The 17,454-nt window shown below is 44.5% G+C and carries 17 protein-coding genes; 8 read left to right on the forward strand and 9 right to left on the reverse strand.

The features are described from left to right. Positions 1–39 precede the first annotated feature (39 nt). The 3 genes from ACVFI8_RS15050 to ACVFI8_RS15060 form a co-directional block, all read right to left on the reverse strand. Positions 40–1,041 (reverse strand): hypothetical protein, encoded by a 1,002-nt coding sequence (locus ACVFI8_RS15050; protein ID WP_457871788.1) that lies wholly within the window; start codon positions 1,039–1,041, stop codon positions 40–42. A 129-nt stretch (positions 1,042–1,170) separates the two neighbouring features. Beyond that, the gene (locus ACVFI8_RS15055; protein WP_457871789.1) at positions 1,171–1,416 is read right to left on the reverse strand and encodes a hypothetical protein; all 246 of its coding nucleotides are present in this window, start codon (positions 1,414–1,416) and stop codon (positions 1,171–1,173) included. A 76-nt stretch (positions 1,417–1,492) separates the two neighbouring features. After that, positions 1,493–1,888, reverse strand: a complete 396-nt coding sequence (locus tag ACVFI8_RS15060) for a hypothetical protein (protein ID WP_248712756.1) — start codon at positions 1,886–1,888, stop codon at positions 1,493–1,495. Between the two features lie 298 nt (positions 1,889–2,186). Here ACVFI8_RS15060 and ACVFI8_RS15065 point away from each other — a divergent pair, with 298 nt between their 5' ends. After that, positions 2,187–2,582: a GlcG/HbpS family heme-binding protein gene (locus ACVFI8_RS15065; protein ID WP_248712755.1), complete on the forward strand. Its 396-nt coding sequence runs from the start codon at positions 2,187–2,189 to the stop codon at positions 2,580–2,582. Between the two features lie 395 nt (positions 2,583–2,977). Further along, positions 2,978–5,260 carry a hypothetical protein gene (locus tag ACVFI8_RS15070; protein WP_457871790.1) on the forward strand — a complete coding sequence of 761 codons (2,283 nt, stop codon included), beginning with the start codon at positions 2,978–2,980 and terminating at the stop codon, positions 5,258–5,260. A 60-nt stretch (positions 5,261–5,320) separates the two neighbouring features. On the opposite strand, the gene ACVFI8_RS15075 is transcribed toward ACVFI8_RS15070, so the two are convergent. Both ACVFI8_RS15075 and ACVFI8_RS15080 read right to left on the reverse strand, forming a co-directional pair. Continuing rightward, on the reverse strand, positions 5,321–5,470 hold the full coding sequence (locus ACVFI8_RS15075; protein ID WP_248712753.1) for a hypothetical protein: 150 nt from the start codon (positions 5,468–5,470) through the stop codon (positions 5,321–5,323). Positions 5,471–5,804: 334 nt separating this feature from the next. Further along, the gene (locus ACVFI8_RS15080) at positions 5,805–7,709 is read right to left on the reverse strand and encodes a sigma-54-dependent Fis family transcriptional regulator (protein WP_248712752.1); all 1,905 of its coding nucleotides are present in this window, start codon (positions 7,707–7,709) and stop codon (positions 5,805–5,807) included. Between the two features lie 289 nt (positions 7,710–7,998). Between ACVFI8_RS15080 and ACVFI8_RS15085 the strand changes: the two genes are divergently transcribed. From ACVFI8_RS15085 to ACVFI8_RS15110, 6 genes are all read left to right on the forward strand, one after another. Next, complete coding sequence (locus tag ACVFI8_RS15085) at positions 7,999–9,099, forward strand: ABC transporter ATP-binding protein (RefSeq protein ID WP_457871791.1); 1,101 nt, start codon at positions 7,999–8,001, stop codon at positions 9,097–9,099. Then, positions 9,092–10,195 (forward strand): ABC transporter ATP-binding protein, encoded by a 1,104-nt coding sequence (locus ACVFI8_RS15090; protein WP_457871792.1) that lies wholly within the window; start codon positions 9,092–9,094, stop codon positions 10,193–10,195. Before ACVFI8_RS15085 ends, ACVFI8_RS15090 begins: the two co-directional genes overlap by 8 nt. Beyond that, entirely contained in the window at positions 10,188–11,051 is an 864-nt protein-coding gene (locus ACVFI8_RS15095) for a carbohydrate ABC transporter permease (protein ID WP_248712749.1), read from the forward strand. Before ACVFI8_RS15090 ends, ACVFI8_RS15095 begins: the two co-directional genes overlap by 8 nt. A gap of 22 nt (positions 11,052–11,073) precedes the next feature. Beyond that, positions 11,074–11,874: a carbohydrate ABC transporter permease gene (locus ACVFI8_RS15100; RefSeq protein WP_248712748.1), complete on the forward strand. Its 801-nt coding sequence runs from the start codon at positions 11,074–11,076 to the stop codon at positions 11,872–11,874. 10 nt (positions 11,875–11,884) lie between these two features. After that, positions 11,885–12,157, forward strand: coding sequence for a DUF2160 domain-containing protein (locus tag ACVFI8_RS15105; RefSeq protein WP_248712747.1), 273 nt, complete (start codon positions 11,885–11,887; stop codon positions 12,155–12,157). 98 nt (positions 12,158–12,255) lie between these two features. After that, entirely contained in the window at positions 12,256–13,980 is a 1,725-nt protein-coding gene (locus tag ACVFI8_RS15110) for an ABC transporter substrate-binding protein (RefSeq protein ID WP_248712746.1), read from the forward strand. A 213-nt stretch (positions 13,981–14,193) separates the two neighbouring features. On the opposite strand, the gene ACVFI8_RS15115 is transcribed toward ACVFI8_RS15110, so the two are convergent. The 4 genes from ACVFI8_RS15115 to ACVFI8_RS15130 all read right to left on the reverse strand — a co-directional run bounded on the left by ACVFI8_RS15115 (position 14,194) and on the right by ACVFI8_RS15130 (position 17,449). Then, positions 14,194–14,865, reverse strand: a complete 672-nt coding sequence (locus ACVFI8_RS15115) for a hypothetical protein (RefSeq protein WP_457871793.1) — start codon at positions 14,863–14,865, stop codon at positions 14,194–14,196. 40 nt (positions 14,866–14,905) lie between these two features. Continuing rightward, a complete protein-coding gene (locus ACVFI8_RS15120; protein WP_457871794.1) occupies positions 14,906–15,322 on the reverse strand; it encodes a hypothetical protein in 417 nt (138 codons plus the stop codon). A gap of 22 nt (positions 15,323–15,344) precedes the next feature. Then, the gene (locus tag ACVFI8_RS15125) at positions 15,345–15,590 is read right to left on the reverse strand and encodes a hypothetical protein (RefSeq protein ID WP_457871795.1); all 246 of its coding nucleotides are present in this window, start codon (positions 15,588–15,590) and stop codon (positions 15,345–15,347) included. Between the two features lie 611 nt (positions 15,591–16,201). Next, on the reverse strand, positions 16,202–17,449 hold the full coding sequence (locus ACVFI8_RS15130; RefSeq protein ID WP_457871796.1) for a hypothetical protein: 1,248 nt from the start codon (positions 17,447–17,449) through the stop codon (positions 16,202–16,204). Positions 17,450–17,454: the final 5 nt, after the last annotated feature.

The raw sequence follows: 17,454 nt of genomic DNA on the forward strand, positions 1-17,454 counted from the left end.
GACAAAAATGCCCAAGCTAATTGCTGGGCATTTTTAGGGTTAATCGCGCACTAAGTTTTGTAGGTGGATGATCGCCTTTATCGCATTCTCAAAAGAAAAAACAATATTAGGCTCTGCTAGCTGAAGGCTTTCGAAGTGTTCAGGCTCAATAAGTACGGCTTCGTGTATCGCACCTTGATAATCTATTAAAGCCCAGTCCAATAAACTGTAGGCGCCGGCATAGGCATAAGAAGAACTAATTCTGATGACATTTAGGTTTGCTACCGTGTCATGCTTCACCTTCCAAGTAAATTCACCCACTCGGAAAGCGTCATCACCAACAAGCTCATAGGTGGCGGGTTGAGGTATGATTAGTTGCGCTATCTGGTCGACCGTTTTATCGGTAATTGAGCCTTCAGCAATCAAACTATCCTCGCTATCAACCACGATCAGTGCTTGCGTGGGGACCGATATTACCTTGTAACCAAAGCCTTCAAAGTGCGCGTTGATCCAACTCCAGGAAACGTCTTCAATATTCAGTGCCTTATTTAGTGCGCCGTCTTTTGAAAGGTCAATTTGCTCAGCGTAAAGTTTGAAATTGGTATCGATACTTGCGCTGGTTATAAATAAGTGGTCATCCATTACTTGCATTTGGTCGCTTGAGCTAAGCCAAGACGCGTTATGGACTAGATTCCAAGATGTTCCATTCCAGATGTCTGAGCTAGTTGACTGGGTATAGCTAATCTCTTCTTCGAAGGTGTTATTTTCAGGGGAGTATTTGACTGAGTATGGCTGTGGGTCGTTGGCAAATACATCAATGTTAATGGTATTTTCTTCGAAATGGTTCGCTGCATCGTCGGAGCTGTTAACAATGTAGCTATTTTCCCAGCTTAGTATTTGCTGGTATTGTTCAAGGGTTAACTGACTAGGAGTTAACACCGGGGGATTGGTAGTTGGAGGATCAATAGGGTCTAATTTACTGCCGTCTCCGTTGTCACCACCTCCGCAGCCAGCTAACGATAAACCAAAAGAGAGTGTCAAACAGACTAATAACGTGCGCATCCTATATCCTTATATAATTAAATGACTTCATTGTCACTAACGATAGAGCGCGCAGATAATGACATAAAACATATTAATGTTTAAGTTATATTTTCATCAAGGAATTGTAATTAGGTGCTGTCGGTACAGTTATTTTTCTTTAGTTGTTTTGGGGTCGTTCGAGCTAGCTTTCATTAAGATTAAAGTTAGCATGATTTTACTAGGGACCAGCAACAGTAAGCCCAGACCGATGATTCCGGCGATAATCTGCACGCCTTGTACGCCCATGCTAACGCTAATATCAGTAAACATAGCCAGGCCAACCCCGCCAATAACCAACATTAGCCCAAAGGTCATCACGCTATACAGCACATACTTCCAAGATTGTTGAGTCACCACTAGCTGCCATTTGTCTTAGGTTATGAGTGTATTATTCAGCAGGCCTTGCTTTGCTATATTGCGCTAGCGCAGTTTATTGAAAATCTTTTGCATCGGCCGCTGTAAATGATGCTTTGTCTAGGGTTGTGTCTACAATTGCTTGGTTGTTCCATCTCAGCGAACCTCGCACTAACCAGTGTGAATTAATTAGTGGGGCTTGTGGCATAGAAACAATCACCTGCAGTTCTTGTTGGTCGGCAGTTTTGGTATCAAGTAAAAAACGAGAAGGGCTTAAGGGATGAACGGCAGAAATTAACACTATGCCTTTTATGTAGGCGGGCTGTTGTTTGTTTAACGCGTCCTCAAGTTGTTGTTCATCGACAGTAATAAAAGGGCTATTAGGCGACCATGTATAATAGCAAAAAAGGGCGATCAGTAGCGCCATGACTATCGGGATTCGCTTATCGATATTTTGAGGGTCTTTTGCCAAAATGATCCACCTGTTTGCTGATATTTTCTTAGCCTAACATAAGTGCACTGAGGCTAGAGGGATGTTTAACGTTATTATCCCTATACCTGTGATATAACAGACCTAGTCTGATAATACCCGCTTTGGCTTGCGCTAATTTTTTATCTGTTCTACCGCTGGTTGATTTACTCAATCGCATTCTGCCGGATTAAGTGGCGATAATCAGTACTAAAGTGCGAGGCAATTGAGCCTAAGCTATTGGCATCGGCGTTAATCCTTTTTAGACTCAAGCCACTATTTTTACTTATAGAGACTTCTTATGGATATTAGTTTTGATCATGCCAGTACTTTAATTCAGCAAGCTTTGAGCTTAGCCAGTCAGCAGCAAGTAAATATTGCAGTGGCTGTCGTAGATGCCCACGGCGAATTGGTGAGTTTTGCGCGCATGGATGGGGTCGCTTTTCATGCCGCGGTGTTGGCGCAAAACAAGGCTTACACCTCGGCGCGTGATCGCCAGCCCACGGCAAACTTGGCAGCTTGGGCTCAAGATACAGGTAAAGACCTTGGGTATTGGAGTGATCCCCGTTTTACTGGTATTGCAGGTGGTGTCCCTATTTATTTGCAAGGGCAAGTCGTTGGTGCAATTGGTGTCAGCGGCATGAGTGAGCAAGACGATGCCGCTTTGGCGCAGGCGACTATTGATGCTTTAGCCTAACAGAGTTCAAACTTTACCGATTAGTGTGGATCTTTGGTTTGCGCTATTGAGTTATCTCTCATACTATTTCCCGTCAATCTATTTGACACTACTCAAGCGTGGTTCAGTCTCTCACTGCTTAGCTTGAGGGGAAGGCCCATCTGAAAGCTCAGCTTAACCAATCATCAATTATCCATAGATATGGGGTGATTTGTGAATAGACTGTTTTGCTTAAGCTTAAGCTGAATAGGTTTAGATGCTGCTATTAACAAAGCGGCTAAGGCCATTTGGCTTAATGGCTCCCGCTTATATTTAAGCAGAAGTTAACATTAAGCTTGCTCAGATTGAGTTTTAGTCGCTCAAGTGATAGGGCGAAAATGCTTTTCGAAGCAAAATGAAAAATACAGGGAAGTAATATGAGTGTTGGAATGAACAAGCCTTTGGCTCAATCTATCAAGCTAAGCTTTTTGGCTTTGCCGTTGTTATTGAGTGCCTGTGCTGGCGGTGATGAAGAGTCCGCAGCGTTTGTTTCTGAACCAGCGGTTGTAGCTAAAAGCCTTAGCCTAGATGAAGGTAATACGCACTTAGTTGAGGGCGACACCAGCCAATTACAGATAAATATCGAATATGAGAATGGTACGAGCAAGCGTCTAGCAGCTTCTGACATTAGTTGGGCATGTGACTCATCAGCGGTGAACATAAATAACAAGAGCTTTTTAACGGCTTATGAAGTCGGTGAAGCGACATGTACCGTGACTTGGGAAAAGTTAAACCTAGCGGTAGGTTTTACGGTAAGCGCGGAACAAATTTTGGTGGATTATATCGCCATTTTGCCGCAAGGATCGTTGGTTATGCCTTTGGCTACCAAGCAAAGTATTCAACTTATTGGCTATTTTTCAGATGGCTCAAGTGAAGCATCTCCGAGTGATAGTCAGTTTAGTTGTGATAGCGATGTAGTAAGTGTTGATGCCAAAAATGTACTCACCAGTAACAGTGTCGGGCAGGCAACTTGCACTGCTACGTGGCAAGGAAAGAGCAGCGACTTATTGGTTACTGTGCTTGCGCCATCAGCAGATAACCATAAACTTTCTTTATCTTTTCTCGACCATTTACGTTACTCCGATAAAGATTACAGCCGTTTTTCTGCTTGGGTTGATCAAGCGGTAGCAGGTAACCCCGGTTATGGCTTTTCTCCTGTTGATGCTGTCTATATGTTCTACCTCACTCAAGATAAAAAATATATCGATCTAGCGATTGAGGATGTGGAAGCTCAGGTTGTTGCGGCTGAACAAAAGATGGCCGAGAACGACAAACCAAAAACCAGCTTTGACTCTTACTTATATGTTGGTGATTTCATCTCTGAGTTAGCCTATACCTACGATTATGGTTATGACTTACTCACCGAAAGTCAAAGAACACGTTGGAGAAACTACGCCGAACAAGCTATCTGGAATGTGTGGAATCATAAAGACGCTCAGTGGGCGGGGAACGCTTTCCCATGGAGCGGTTGGGCCACGACTAATCCCGGTAATAACTATCACTTTAGTTTTTTGAAAGCGACCATGACTTGGGCCTTAGTTGATGAAAATGAGACTTGGTTAGCGCTGCTAAACGATGACAAATTACCTAAGTTGGTTGAGTACTTTGCTCAATTTGAAGGAGGAGGTAGCCGAGAGGGCACCGGTTATGGTGTCGCTCAGGGTAAACTATTTGAGCTTTATCTTATCTGGCGTGATTCGGTCGGTGTTGATTTGTCTGCAGAGTCACAGCATACCAAACAGACTATCGATTATTGGATCCATGCTACAACGCCAGGCCTAGAAAACTTTGCGCCAATAGGCGACCAATCTCGAGTCTCATTTCCGGTTTTCTTTGATTACCATGAAAATCTAGTGCACCGTGCGGCATCACTGAACATTGGTAGCGATGAAGCTAAACGTGGTAAGTGGTGGTTAGACAATAATTCTGTAGAGCAAATACGCTACGGCTTTAATTTGCATACCACCTTGTTGCAGCAAGAACTAAATGAGTTAGTCCCCAGTGATTTGATTTACCATGCAACCAGTGCAGGACACATATTTGTTCGCTCTTCTTGGAATGATGATGCGACTTGGTTATCTGCAGTGGCTGGCATCTATGATGAGTCTCATGCTCATCAAGACCAAGGCGCATTTAGCCTGTTCAAAGATGAGTGGTTAGCGGTTACCCAAAATATTTGGTCGCACAGCGGTATTCATCAAGAAAGCGCAGTACACAACATTATACGCTTTGAAGAAGCGGGTGAAATTATTCCCCAAAAACGGGGTACCGAAGCCAGCATGACTTACAGCGTTGATGGCGCAGACACCACCATTAACATGGACCTGAGCCAGATATACCCAGCCTATGACTCGATTACTTCTTGGCAACGAGAAATTCGCTTTAGCGATCGCCAAGTGGTGGTGAGTGACCAATGTGTTGTGGCAAATACTGTCTCTGCTATTTGGCAAATTAATTTGCCAGTAGAGCCAATCGTACAAGCTAATGGTTCGATACTCGCAGGTAACTTATTGATAACTCCAATTAGCCCCGCCAAACCTTTGGTGAATATCGTGAATTGGCAGGACGTGGATGCAAAAGAGTACCTAGAACCACGCTATAAGTTAGAGCTAGAAAGTGCTGACTGTAGCTACCAAGTGCAGTTAGACATAGTCAATTAGTCGCTAACTAAGCAAATCAACTAAAAAGGGAGCTCAGAGAGTTCCCTTTTTTACTTGTGCTTAAAGGCTAAAATAAAACAACAGCAATAGCAGTAAGGCCGCCAGCAATAGCAGATTACCATCGCGTTTTGCTTGTTGTATTTGAGTGGTATCAGTCACTCGCATCGGCGTATGTTTAAGGTAGATAAATTCGATTAGAAACCATGCCATCGGCAACAGCAATAAGGGGTAAGCGCTATTAAGGCGATGCGCTAAATAGCCTGTGGTAACTAGGTTTAGCAAATGAAATGAATATCGAGCTATCGCTCGCCAACCAAAGCGCCTACTGCTGTGTATATAACTGAGTTGGCCACAGTATTTACAACAGCAAGGCGACGCAGAGCCTGACAAATACTTAGACCAAAATTTGATGCCGCACTGTTGGCAAGAGGCACATAAAAACATCCAATACCGCTCACTTTCTCTGTAAACATATAGTCATTAACACTAAAGCTAAGCAAACTGTGACGAACAGTCAAGGGTGTTGTATTTACGCCAAGCTTATCTATTTGTAACCACTTTCTCGCAAACGCTTGTACACGGTATTACGGCTCACACCAAGCTGTTGTGCGGTTTTAGATATGTTGCACGACAGTGATTGGTATAGCGCTACGATGTCATCATTGGTGGCGGTTTTATGAGTGTCTGCCTCATTATTAAGTGGCGCAACCGAAGGAGTAAACGCTTCAACATTCGTGGCTTTGCTGGCTAAATCAGCAAAGAAGTCGTCGGGTAAGTGAGGTAAGTCAATCGCTTGATTGTCTGACATGGCTTGAGCAATTTGAATCACACTGACTAACTGACGAATGTTACCCGGCCAGGGATGCTGACAAAAGCTATGCATTGCCCGCTCGGTGATCAGCGCATCTTGCGGGGATTCGGCGTAGTAATTAAGTAAAAACTGGATCAGGTGTTGGCGGTCACTACGATGGCGTAAGGCTGGCAGTTCGATGTTTAAACCGCTTACTCGGTAATATAAATCTTGGCGAAAACTGCCCGCTTCTACGTCGTCTTTTAGATTGCGGTTGGTGGCCGATACCAGTTTAAAGTCCACTGGATAAGACTCTGTACTGCCTAAGGGATTAACTCGACGCTCTTGTAATACACGCAGTAATCGCGCCTGCACGTTAAGTGGCATGTCGCCAATTTCATCTAAAAATAGGGTGCCTTTGTCGGCCTTGCGAATTAGGCCAATATAGCCCTTGCTGCTAGAACCAGTGAAAGCCCCTTTTTCATAGCCAAATAGTTCTGATTCAACCAATTCTTGCGGAATAGCTGCGCAGTTTACCGTTACCATATTCTGTTTACTGCGTTGACTCGATTGATGTAGCGCTTTGACAAACACTTCTTTACCAACACCGGTTTCTCCGCGAATGAGAATGGGGATGTCTTTGTCTACAATGCGTTTACTTTGCGCGACGGCTTTGGCCATTACCGGGTCACCTAAGCTTAAATCATCTAGCAAGAAGGATTGTTTTTCAGAACGATGTTGCGGCTTGGCGGTCGAGTTACTGTTTAGCAAAGTTCTAAAGTCGAGTACTCGTGGTTTGGCTTGTTTAGGTTTGTGTAAAATACCATGAACTCGGAACTGTTGGCGGGTTAACAAGGGAACTTGAAAGCTCTCCGGTTGGTTAATTAATTGACCAACGCTCACATCAAAAAGCTCACTGATATTCACTAACTTTAAGTCGGTCGCCAATACTAACTCAGCGCGCCGGTTGGCTGAGATAACCAAACCCGTTTCGTCAAAAACGATCAGTGCAGACCACTGGCTATCAATGTTTTCTGGGCTGGTATTAAACCGAAGCAAAAAGTGTTCATTATTGAAATGAGATATAATCAGTTGGTTTTCAACTGCCTGCGACATGATTTTTACCATGCCCAAGGTATGAGACTCGGGTAAGTAGGTATCACTGGATATATCAATCACCCCGACCATCTCCCTATCTACACCGTATATAGGTGCAGCTGAGCCAGTCATAAAGCGATTAGCGACTAAGAAGTGTTCGTCGTGATGAATTTGTACCACACTACCGGTTTTTATGGCTGTACCAATGGCATTGGTGCCTAACACCGGCTCTTGCCAGCCAGTGCCAGGGGAAAATATCTCGTGGTGTTGTTGTTTAAATCGTTGTTCACCCCAGCTTTTTAGCACGTAACCTTGATGGTCTGCCAGCATCACTTGACTGTTACTATTGGCTAATAAGTTTTCGTAATAGGGCAAGACTTGGTGATGAGTGGTTTCGAGTAATTGATGATGTTGTTCCAGTAAACAAGATAGATCTCCGACAGATTTATGCTCAAGCTCGGGCTCACTGTGATGGGTTAGGCCTGACTCACGGCAGCGCTGCCAAGAATGTTTAATTAAGGCTTCATGCTCCAAATACCACTGCGATTTTTCGCTCATCATCGTCCCTTCATCAGCATCACATCTGCTTGTATGACCTGTATCCGGCCTGAACTTTCGCATACGAACATTAACTGGTCAAAGTTTATTAACAAAATGTTCACATTGATCACGTTTTATGAACATGTTTATTTTCAATAAAAAACGTAAATATTTTAATTTTATTTTAAATCAGTGGTTTAGTTTTATTTGGTGAATGTGGCATGGCTCTAGCAATACCTTTCGTAGATTTGCGTATTTGAACACAGTGCGAACATTGTTCAGCACGAACGTTAAAGGAGAGCCCCCACCCATGTCACTGACATTGGAAAATGTAACAAGGATGGTTGATGGCCAATACTACATAAATAAAGCCAGCCTCAATTTTGAGCCGGGTTCGTTTAATGTATTACTTGGTCGCACCCTGTCGGGTAAAACCAGTTTGATGCGATTAATGGCCGGATTAGATAAACCTAACTCTGGTCGTGTGCTGATGAATGGTTTAGACGTCACTGGCGTGTCGGTACAAGAACGTAACGTATCGATGGTTTATCAGCAGTTCATTAACTACCCCAATATGACGGTGTACGACAATATTGCCTCGCCATTGCGTTTGGCTAAAGAATCAGAAGCCACCATTGAGAAGCGGGTAATGGAAACCGCCGAGATGTTGCGGATTACCGATTATCTGTCACGCTTGCCTTTAGCGCTTTCTGGCGGTCAGCAGCAACGAACCGCGATGGCTCGAGCGTTGGTAAAAGATGCCGATATCATTTTATTTGATGAGCCCTTAGTTAACTTAGATTACAAGCTGCGTGAAGAGTTACGTCAAGAAATGCGAGACTTGTTTGCTCAGCGTAACACCATCGCGATTTACGCGACCACAGAGCCCAACGAAGCCTTAGCGCTGGGTGGCACCACCACCATATTGCATGAGGGCTGTGTGGTGCAAAGTGGTCCCACCGCAGAAACTTATCATTCGCCTTGCAACGTAACAGCCGCCGCGTTGTTTAACGAGCCGCCAATTAATTTGATTAGCGGAAAAATGAGCACCACTGAAGTGACCTTTGATGACAAGGTGCACTTCCCACTAAATGCCGATCTTAAAGCCTTGGGCGAAGGCGATTACCAGTTTGGTATTCGCCCTAGCCATTTAAGCTTACTTCCTAAAAATGATGATGACCTAGAGATTTCAGTGCAGGTGGAACTCGCCGAAATCTCGGGCTCAGAAACCTTCTTACATGTACGTAACGAGCATTTTCAATTAGTGCTGCATCTCTCTGGCGTGCATTCCTACCATGTGGACGAAAAAATTAAAATTTATGTGCCTACCCACAAGCTGCATGTATTTGACCAAGCAGGGCAACTCATTCAGGCCTCGAGCCGCCGCATAGAGGATCATTATCATGGCTGAGATCCAACTCAAATCACTGGCTCACTGCTATGACAAAAATGCCGAGCAGCCGCAATACGCTATACGAGAAATGAACCACGTATGGCACAAAGGTGGAGCTTACGCGCTGTTGGGGCCATCGGGTTGTGGCAAGTCAACCTTGTTAAATATTATTTCAGGTTTGTTAGAGCCATCAGACGGTGAGGTATTGTTTGATGGGGTGCGAGTGAATGACATTCCACCGCAAGAGCGCAACATTGCCCAAGTGTTTCAGTTCCCCGTGGTGTACGACACCATGACGGTATATGACAACCTCGCTTTCCCGCTGCGTAACATGGGCGCGAGTATGGCCAAGGTGCAATCAAAGGTGGGTGAAATTGCCGAAATCCTTGAGCTTACCGCGGTACTCAATAAAAAAGCCGCCAACCTGAGTGCCGATGAAAAACAAAAAGTCTCTATGGGGCGGGGCTTGGTGCGAGATGATGTATCCGCCATTTTGTTTGATGAGCCACTTACGGTTATCGACCCGCATTTAAAATGGAAGCTACGCCGCAAGCTTAAACAAATTCACGAGCAGTTCAACATAACCATGGTCTACGTGACCCACGACCAACTTGAAGCCTCTACCTTCGCCGACAAAATTGCGGTGATGTACAACGGCCAAGTGGTGCAATTTGGCACGCCCCGAGAGCTGTTTGAGCAACCTAACCATACCTTTGTGGGGTATTTCATCGGTAGCCCCGGCATGAACCTGCTGGAGGTTGAGCGTTGCGAGCAAGGTGTGTGTTTTGGCGAGCAAAAGATAGCCCTTAGTCATAATGAGCTGGCCGCGGTTAACGCCACTACCTCAACCAACTTAAAGGTGGGTATTCGCCCCGAGTTTGTGCATGTATGGGACAAACCCAATGGTAATGCATATCAAGCCGAAGTGCTGTTTGTTGAAGATTTAGGTACTTATAAGATCCTCAGTTTACAGCTGGGAGATCAGGTTATTAAGGCTCGCCTGCAAGAAGACCAAAGAGTACCGCAGCAACTTGCTTACATCAGCTTTCCTGAACAATGGCTGATGTTATACATCGACGAATACTTGGTGGCCAAGGAAGATAATCATGATTAAACCCTATACCAATAAGGCGTGGTACTTAGTATTGCCAGTATTTGCTCTGGTGGCCTTTAGCGCCATTATCCCCTTAATGACGGTAGTGAATTACTCCATTCAAGACATTTTTGATGCCAATACGCGTTATTTTGTGGGCACTGAGTGGTACCGAGAAATCCTTAACGATACGCGCTTGCATGATTCACTGTTACGCCAATTTATTTTTTCTGGCTCGGTGCTGTTAATCGAAATTCCTCTAGGTATTTTGGTGGCATTAATGATGCCGGCTCGAGGCCCTGGCTCGGTGGCATGTTTGCTCACATTAGCGCTGCCTTTGCTGGTGCCACTTAACGTGGTGGGCACCATTTGGCAGATCTTTGGTCGAGCAGATATTGGCTTATTTGGTTGGGCGCTTAATAGCTTGGGTATTGACTACAACTATGCCTCTAATCCGATGGATGCGTGGTTTACCGTATTGCTCATGGATGTATGGCACTGGACCTCGCTAGTGGCCTTGCTGTGTTATTCAGGCTTGCGTGCGATTCCTGATGCTTATTATCAAGCGGCCCGTATTGACCGCGCTTCAAACTGGGCTGTATTTCGCTTTATTCAATTACCGAAGCTAAAAAATGTGCTGCTGATTGGTGTACTGCTGCGCTTTATGGACAGCTTCATGATTTATACCGAGCCCTTTGTGCTTACCGGTGGTGGCCCTGGTAACTCAACCACTTTCTTAAGCCAAACCCTAACCAAAATGGCTGTAGGCCAATTTGATATCGGTCCGGCTGGGGCGTTCTCGATCATTTACTTTTTAATCATCTTGTTAGTCAGTTGGCTGTTCTACACCGCCATGACCCATAACGACGGTAAGTAAGCACTAGCGAAAGGATGCAACTATGAATATCAAAAAAACACTGGGAATGAGCCTATACATATTGTTCCTACTGTTACCCATTTATTGGCTAGTGATTATGTCGTTCAAGGGTAATCAAGAAATTTTGGGTGGCTTAAGTTTTTGGCCTGAACATTTCACCGTAGCCAACTACGTGACCATTTTCAGCGATGCCAGCTGGTATATGGGTTACGTTAATTCGATTTACTACGTGTCGCTGAATATGGTGATTACCTTGGCGGTGGCTTTGCCAGCGGCTTATGCCTTTTCGCGATTTCGCTTTATTGGTGATAAGCACTTGTTCTTTTGGCTGCTTACTAACCGTATGGCACCACCGGCGGTATTTTTGCTGCCGTTTTTCCAGCTTTATTCTTCGGTGGGTTTATTCGATACCCACATTGCGGTGGCCTTGGCGCACTGTTTATTTAATGTGCCATTAGCGGTGTGGATTTTGGAAGGATTTATGTCGGGCGTACCCAGAGAAATTGATGAAACCGCCTACATCGACGGTTATAGCTTCCCCCGCTTTTTTGCCAAAATTTTTATCCCGCTTATTCGCTCAGGCATTGGGGTAACGGCCTTCTTCTGCTTCATGTTTAGTTGGGTAGAGTTGCTATTAGCCAGAACCCTTACCTCGGTAGATGCTAAACCGATTGCTGCAGTCATGACCCGCACCGTGAGTGCCTCGGGGATTGATTGGGGCGTATTAGCTGCGGCAGGGGTATTAACCATTTTACCCGGCGTATTGGTTATTTGGTTTGTAAGAAACCATGTGGCAAAAGGTTTTGCCCTCGGACGGGTATAGGAGAAACAACATGAATTGGATGGCATGGACTACTCCATCAGCATTATTTTTTACCGGCATTGGTTGCATTTTATTTGCCATGACCTGCTGGGAATTAAAGAGCCCTTGTGTAGCAAGAAAAGGGTTTTTACCGATCACTACCACCCGTGGTGATCGATTGTTTATTGGTTTATTGACCAGCGCGTTTATTCACCTTGGCTTTATTGGGATGACTGAACTGAGCATCTGGTTGCCGTTTTCGGTAGCGGTGGTGTGGCTGATTATTGTAATGAAATGGGGGTGACCAGCACAAAATTTGAGAGCAAAAAAGGATGTGCGATGGCATAAAAAAATGCCTTAGAAAAACAATATGCACTTTAAAAAAACAAAAGGAATGAAGAAATGCCCTACAACAGAAAATCAGTGTTTAAGCTGGCTCGCCTGAGTGTAGCCATGGTTATTGCCGGATGCAGCAGCTTAGCCCTAGCAGATCAATACAGCGATGCTGCCAAACAATGGGTAGGAGATGAGTTTACGCCTTCAACCTTAAGCCAGCAGCAGCAAATGGATGAGATGGCATGGTTTACCGAAGCGGCAAAACCATTTCGCGGTATGGAAATCAATGTTGCCTCAGAAACCATTACCACCCATGAATATGAAAGTAAGACCTTAGCCAAGGCGTTTTTCGAGATTACTGGGATCAAGGTTAATCATGACTTGATCCAAGAAGGGGACGTGGTAGAAAAACTGCAAACGCAAATGCAGTCGGGTCGTAATATTTATGATGCCTACGTAAACGATTCAGACCTAATTGGTACCCACTTCCGTTACGGTAAAGTGGTACCCATTAGTGATTTTATTAAAGGCGAAGGTAAAGAGGTGACCTTGCCAACCCTAGACTTAGAAGATTTTATTGGTTTGAGCTTTACTACAGGCCCAGACGGAAAAATCTACCAACTGCCAGACCAACAGTTTGCCAACCTTTATTGGTTCCGCGCCGATTGGTTTGAACGTAGCGATCTAAAAGACAAATTCAAAGCCGAGTATGGTTATGAGTTAGGCGTGCCACTTAACTGGTCAGCCTATGAAGACATTGCCGAGTTCTTCTCTGAGAAAGTAAAAACCATTGATGGCGAGCGAGTCTATGGCCACATGGATTACGGTAAAAAAGATCCATCTTTGGGCTGGCGCTTTACCGATGCTTGGTTATCAATGGCGGGTGCCGGCGATAAGGGTATTCCAAATGGTATACCGGTAGACGAGTGGGGTATTCGTGTTGAAGGGTGTAACCCTGTTGGCTCAAGTGTTGAGCGCGGTGGTGCTACCAATGGCCCTGCGGCCGTTTACGCAACATCTAAGTACGTTGAGTGGCTTAAAAAATATGCGCCACCAGAAGCGCCCGGTATGACCTTTGGCGAAGCAGGCCCAGTGCCAGCTCAGGGGGCGATTGCTCAACAAATCTTCTGGTACACCGCCTTTACCGCGGATATGACCAAACCGGGTTTACCGGTGGTGAACGAAGACGGTACGCCAAAATGGCGTATGGCACCTTCGCCACGTGGCCCTTACTGGGAAGAGGGTATGAAGTTGGGGTATCAAGATACCGGCTCGTGGACGTTCTTAAACTCCACTCCGCTAGACAGACGCCAAGCAGCTTGGTTGTATGCGCAGTTTGTGGTGTCTAAATCAGTGTCACTTAAGAAAACTTTAGTGGGCTTAACGCCTATTCGTGAGTCAGATATTAACTCGCAAGCGATGACCGACGCCGCGCCTAAACTAGGTGGTTTGGTCGAGTTTTACCGCAGTGATGCGCGAGTACAATGGACACCCACCGGCACCAACGTACCAGACTATCCAAAACTGGCACAGCTTTGGTGGCAATATGTGGCTGAAGCGGCCAGTGGTGAGAAAACTCCGCAACAAGCAATGGACGGCCTAGCCGCAGCGCAAGACAAAGTGTTAACCCGTTTAGAGCGCAGCGGTGCGCAAGGCGAGTGTGGTCCGAAGCTTAATCCTAAGCAAGACGCCTCTTACTGGCTAAACCAACCTGGCTCACCCAAAGCCAAGCTAGCCAACGAGAAGCCGCAAGGTAAAACTATTGCTTATAAAGATTTAATCGCCCAATAAGCAAGCGTGTAAGTTAAAAGACTCAGCCTTGGCTGGGTCTTTTTGTTAGCCATTTAATAAGAGTGCTAGGTAGCTTGTTGAGAGGGGGTATTAAATCTCTATGCAAAGAAATATAAAGTTACTCTGACACCTTATATCTCTATTCGCGCTTCGAAATGGATGGATTAAGCTTCACCATTCTAAGTGAAACGCCCTGTGCGGAGCCGCATGCGGCTACCCGATTATATTCATATTTTCTGAAATCCAATCAATGACATAAGACTTATCAACTGGACTGTAATAGCTTAAATGTGGAAGACCAACGATAAATGTATCTCTACCACCAATTTGAGCCCTAAACCCCTTACAAACCCACTCGCCATGACCAGCCTTGATTCGAGTCTCTTCGCCGCTAAATAGACTTTTTAGGAAAAAGTAAGGAGAGGCTGATGTCTCTGAGTTACCGAAAGTTAAGATTAGTTTAGGCTTAACAATATCCAGGATATATTCATGAAACCCCCAACAGATACCAGCGAGACCAAAACAAAGTTCATCAGCAGACTTTGATGTTTTAAAGATTAAGTTAGTAGCACAAACATCTCTGGTATCGTAACCAAGATTTTTAATTAACCAACGGATTCTTTTTTGTAGAGGAGCATCGCCCGCAGAGTATAATTTTCGGCCATTCTCCCATGCTTCATCAATGTAAGAGTTTTCATCTCTTGTAAGCATTTTGTCAATATGGTCATTAATTGAGATAAATCCACTACCTCCTGGATTTAAGCCCATTAAGTAAATGTCACCTTTTTTTAACGTTTCGTGAGAGCTATAAATAACCTCACCATCGGAATCTAAAAGGTATTTTAATGTTTCTTTTGCTCGCTGTGGTAATTCTGATTTTTTCACTTAACCTTCCCCGCGAAGCGGTTTATTTAAGGCTGTATTGCTACAGCGTTTTACTATGAGCAAAATGCTCGACTGTCTCAGCTTCATATTTTGCCATTACTTTCCCCCACTTTGTTTCATTTCTAAAGTAAGGCTCTAGTTTCTGAAGGTTGTCCTCGTCACTTGTAATAACCTTAATATTAGGGTCAGCGGGAACCCGAGACTCTACCTCGCATTCAAAAACATCACTGTAAGCTATATTCTGCAAACAAATTTGGAAGTCTCCGAAATACATTAAAGCCTCTTCTGATTGGCGAATAAATGAATCGAGAACTACTTCACGGTTTTCCTCAAACTGAATCGAAATTAACTCATAGTGAATAGCTTGTATGGAAAAGCGAAATGTTCTGAAAAGACTAGGATTTATTATTTCATGGGATTCAATTTTGCTTATTACTGCCAATAGAGAATTACCCATAGTTTCAAGTAATCCAAGGTACTCAGCGTGGTTGGTTTCTGGTTTCAACCCAATAACAGAGTACTTTTTCCCTCTGCCGCTTCTGCTCTTCTTTTTGTACTTTGATTGTATTCGCATGCTGCTGTTTAAGCTGCCTAAATCCAAAGAAAATTGATACTACAGCAACAATAAGAGTAACCGTTAATCCACCAAAATCAGTAGCTAACGTATAACAGTCAACACCACTAATGAACAAGCAACTTTCTACAATTTGGCTTGTACTAGCCATTTAAGCTCCTTTTCATAACGCTAAGTAGGAAGCACGTGCTTCCAATCCCCTTCAATGAGCAGGCTTCCTATCACAGAAAGTGTCACCTAGCGCGAAGTCGTAAGTCTGTTCATGCTCTCTCTTTAACTTATTGTCTACTGTGAGGTTTTCTTTTAATTTTATCAATAGTCAGTGTTCAAATTTTGTAGGCCGTTTTGACAAAAACAGCCTGATAAATGGTGGAGCGGTAGTTAAGTCATAGCGCTTTACTCGCCAAAAAATTGAGAGGACAAAATAGTTTTAGCCTATAAATCACTTTGGGGCATGTGCATGCCAGCGTTCACTTTCCCCCTTTCCTTCATTATCGCCGAGTCGCGCAGGCGCTTGGCGCTGAGCAACGAAGGATAAAGATAATGCAGGGCGACCTTTCTTTTTGCTTCGTTTATCTTTGGTCGCCAAAGAAAAATGACGTCGCCGAGAGGCGAAATCCAATACAGCTGCCAAGGGAAAGCAGCATCAAGTTACCAAGCTTTGGGGCACAAACATGTTAGCGCTAGTTCAACTACCGATAAATACGTCGTATTGAAAACTCAAGGATTTGCTTACTGAATGCTTATAAATACCAAGTAAGTTTAATCATAAATACTGCCGATGTTAGCGCTAGAGATAAATCGTGGGTTTTGCTTTATTCGCTGATGCAAACGCTCTAGTTGGATAGCGTCACTGTATTTGGGGAATACACTCACATCGGCCAGTTGCTGGTGGCTTAATTTGCTCTGTCGCCATTGACTCCATGCCGAGTTAAGCAATAGTCGTTCAGTGTCGCGGATAACGCTTTTCAGCCGATAACGTAAAATAATATTACGCAGTACTCGGCGTAAACTGCGGTTTTGTTGCTTAATGGCCAAGCGATGCAGGTACTCGTAAAACGATAGGTCTTCTTCACTTTTAGGCGCAAGTTGTTTTAAGGCTGCCAGTGACGTCTCTTGCGCAAAGTGGAAGTCGTGGATGTTGTTAAGCTTCATAGCCATATAGGTTCGTTGGCATTTGGCGCAGCATCCGCAGTTACTGCGTGGATCCTTCCAGCATACCCATAAGTTACTTAGCGCCTCTGGCTTGCTTTTAATTACGGCAATTTTGGCGGCGCGGTCAGCCTCTAAACCTAGGTGCAAAATTTGGCATGATTCAGTAGACCAAAGCGGGTCTAGCAAGGGGTGACTATTGGATGGGTGAATGGCGTCGTAGGTTACCGCCCCACTTAAAATCATGCTGTTAGGGTTGAGTAGTAAGCTAACACTGGCTAAAGATGCGCCAAAGTTGGCAAAGCGAGCTAGGCCTGTCCATCCGGTAAATTCTTTTAAATTGCTTTCAACACATATCAGCCGTTTATTGAATAAATCAGCGGTTTTTTGGCAACGGTTTACTAAGTGTTGCCAAGAGGCAAGCGGCATTGAAAAATCAAAACCATTAATCAATACTAGGTTGTCTAGCCTATTGGCATGTTGGATAAGGTTGTAGGTGCCGTCGACCCCACCAGAAAAAAAAGCGCTGTGGCCAAGCTGGGTGGTAGAGGTATGAAAGGCTTGGCTGGTGGCCGATATTTTAATGCGCTTAAAGATGGGGTTCCAAGCGTGCATGATGGTTTGAATGTGTGGCAGCTTTTCTAGCAAGCTTGCCGATACATAATATTGCCGATCAATCTCGATATCTTCGCCTAAAAACATCGCGGGTATGAGTGCTGAGCATAAAAAGGGGCTGGCATCGTTGCAGGCTATTAAGCAGTCGCTACTGGTTTTAAACCACAATGGAAACGGCCCTAACATGGCAGATATTTTCTGGTATTTAGCGTGTTTTTCTAGCTCAAGCTGATGGATGCGCATAGGGC

It is taken from the genome of Agarivorans sp. MS3-6 (genome assembly GCF_054112545.1).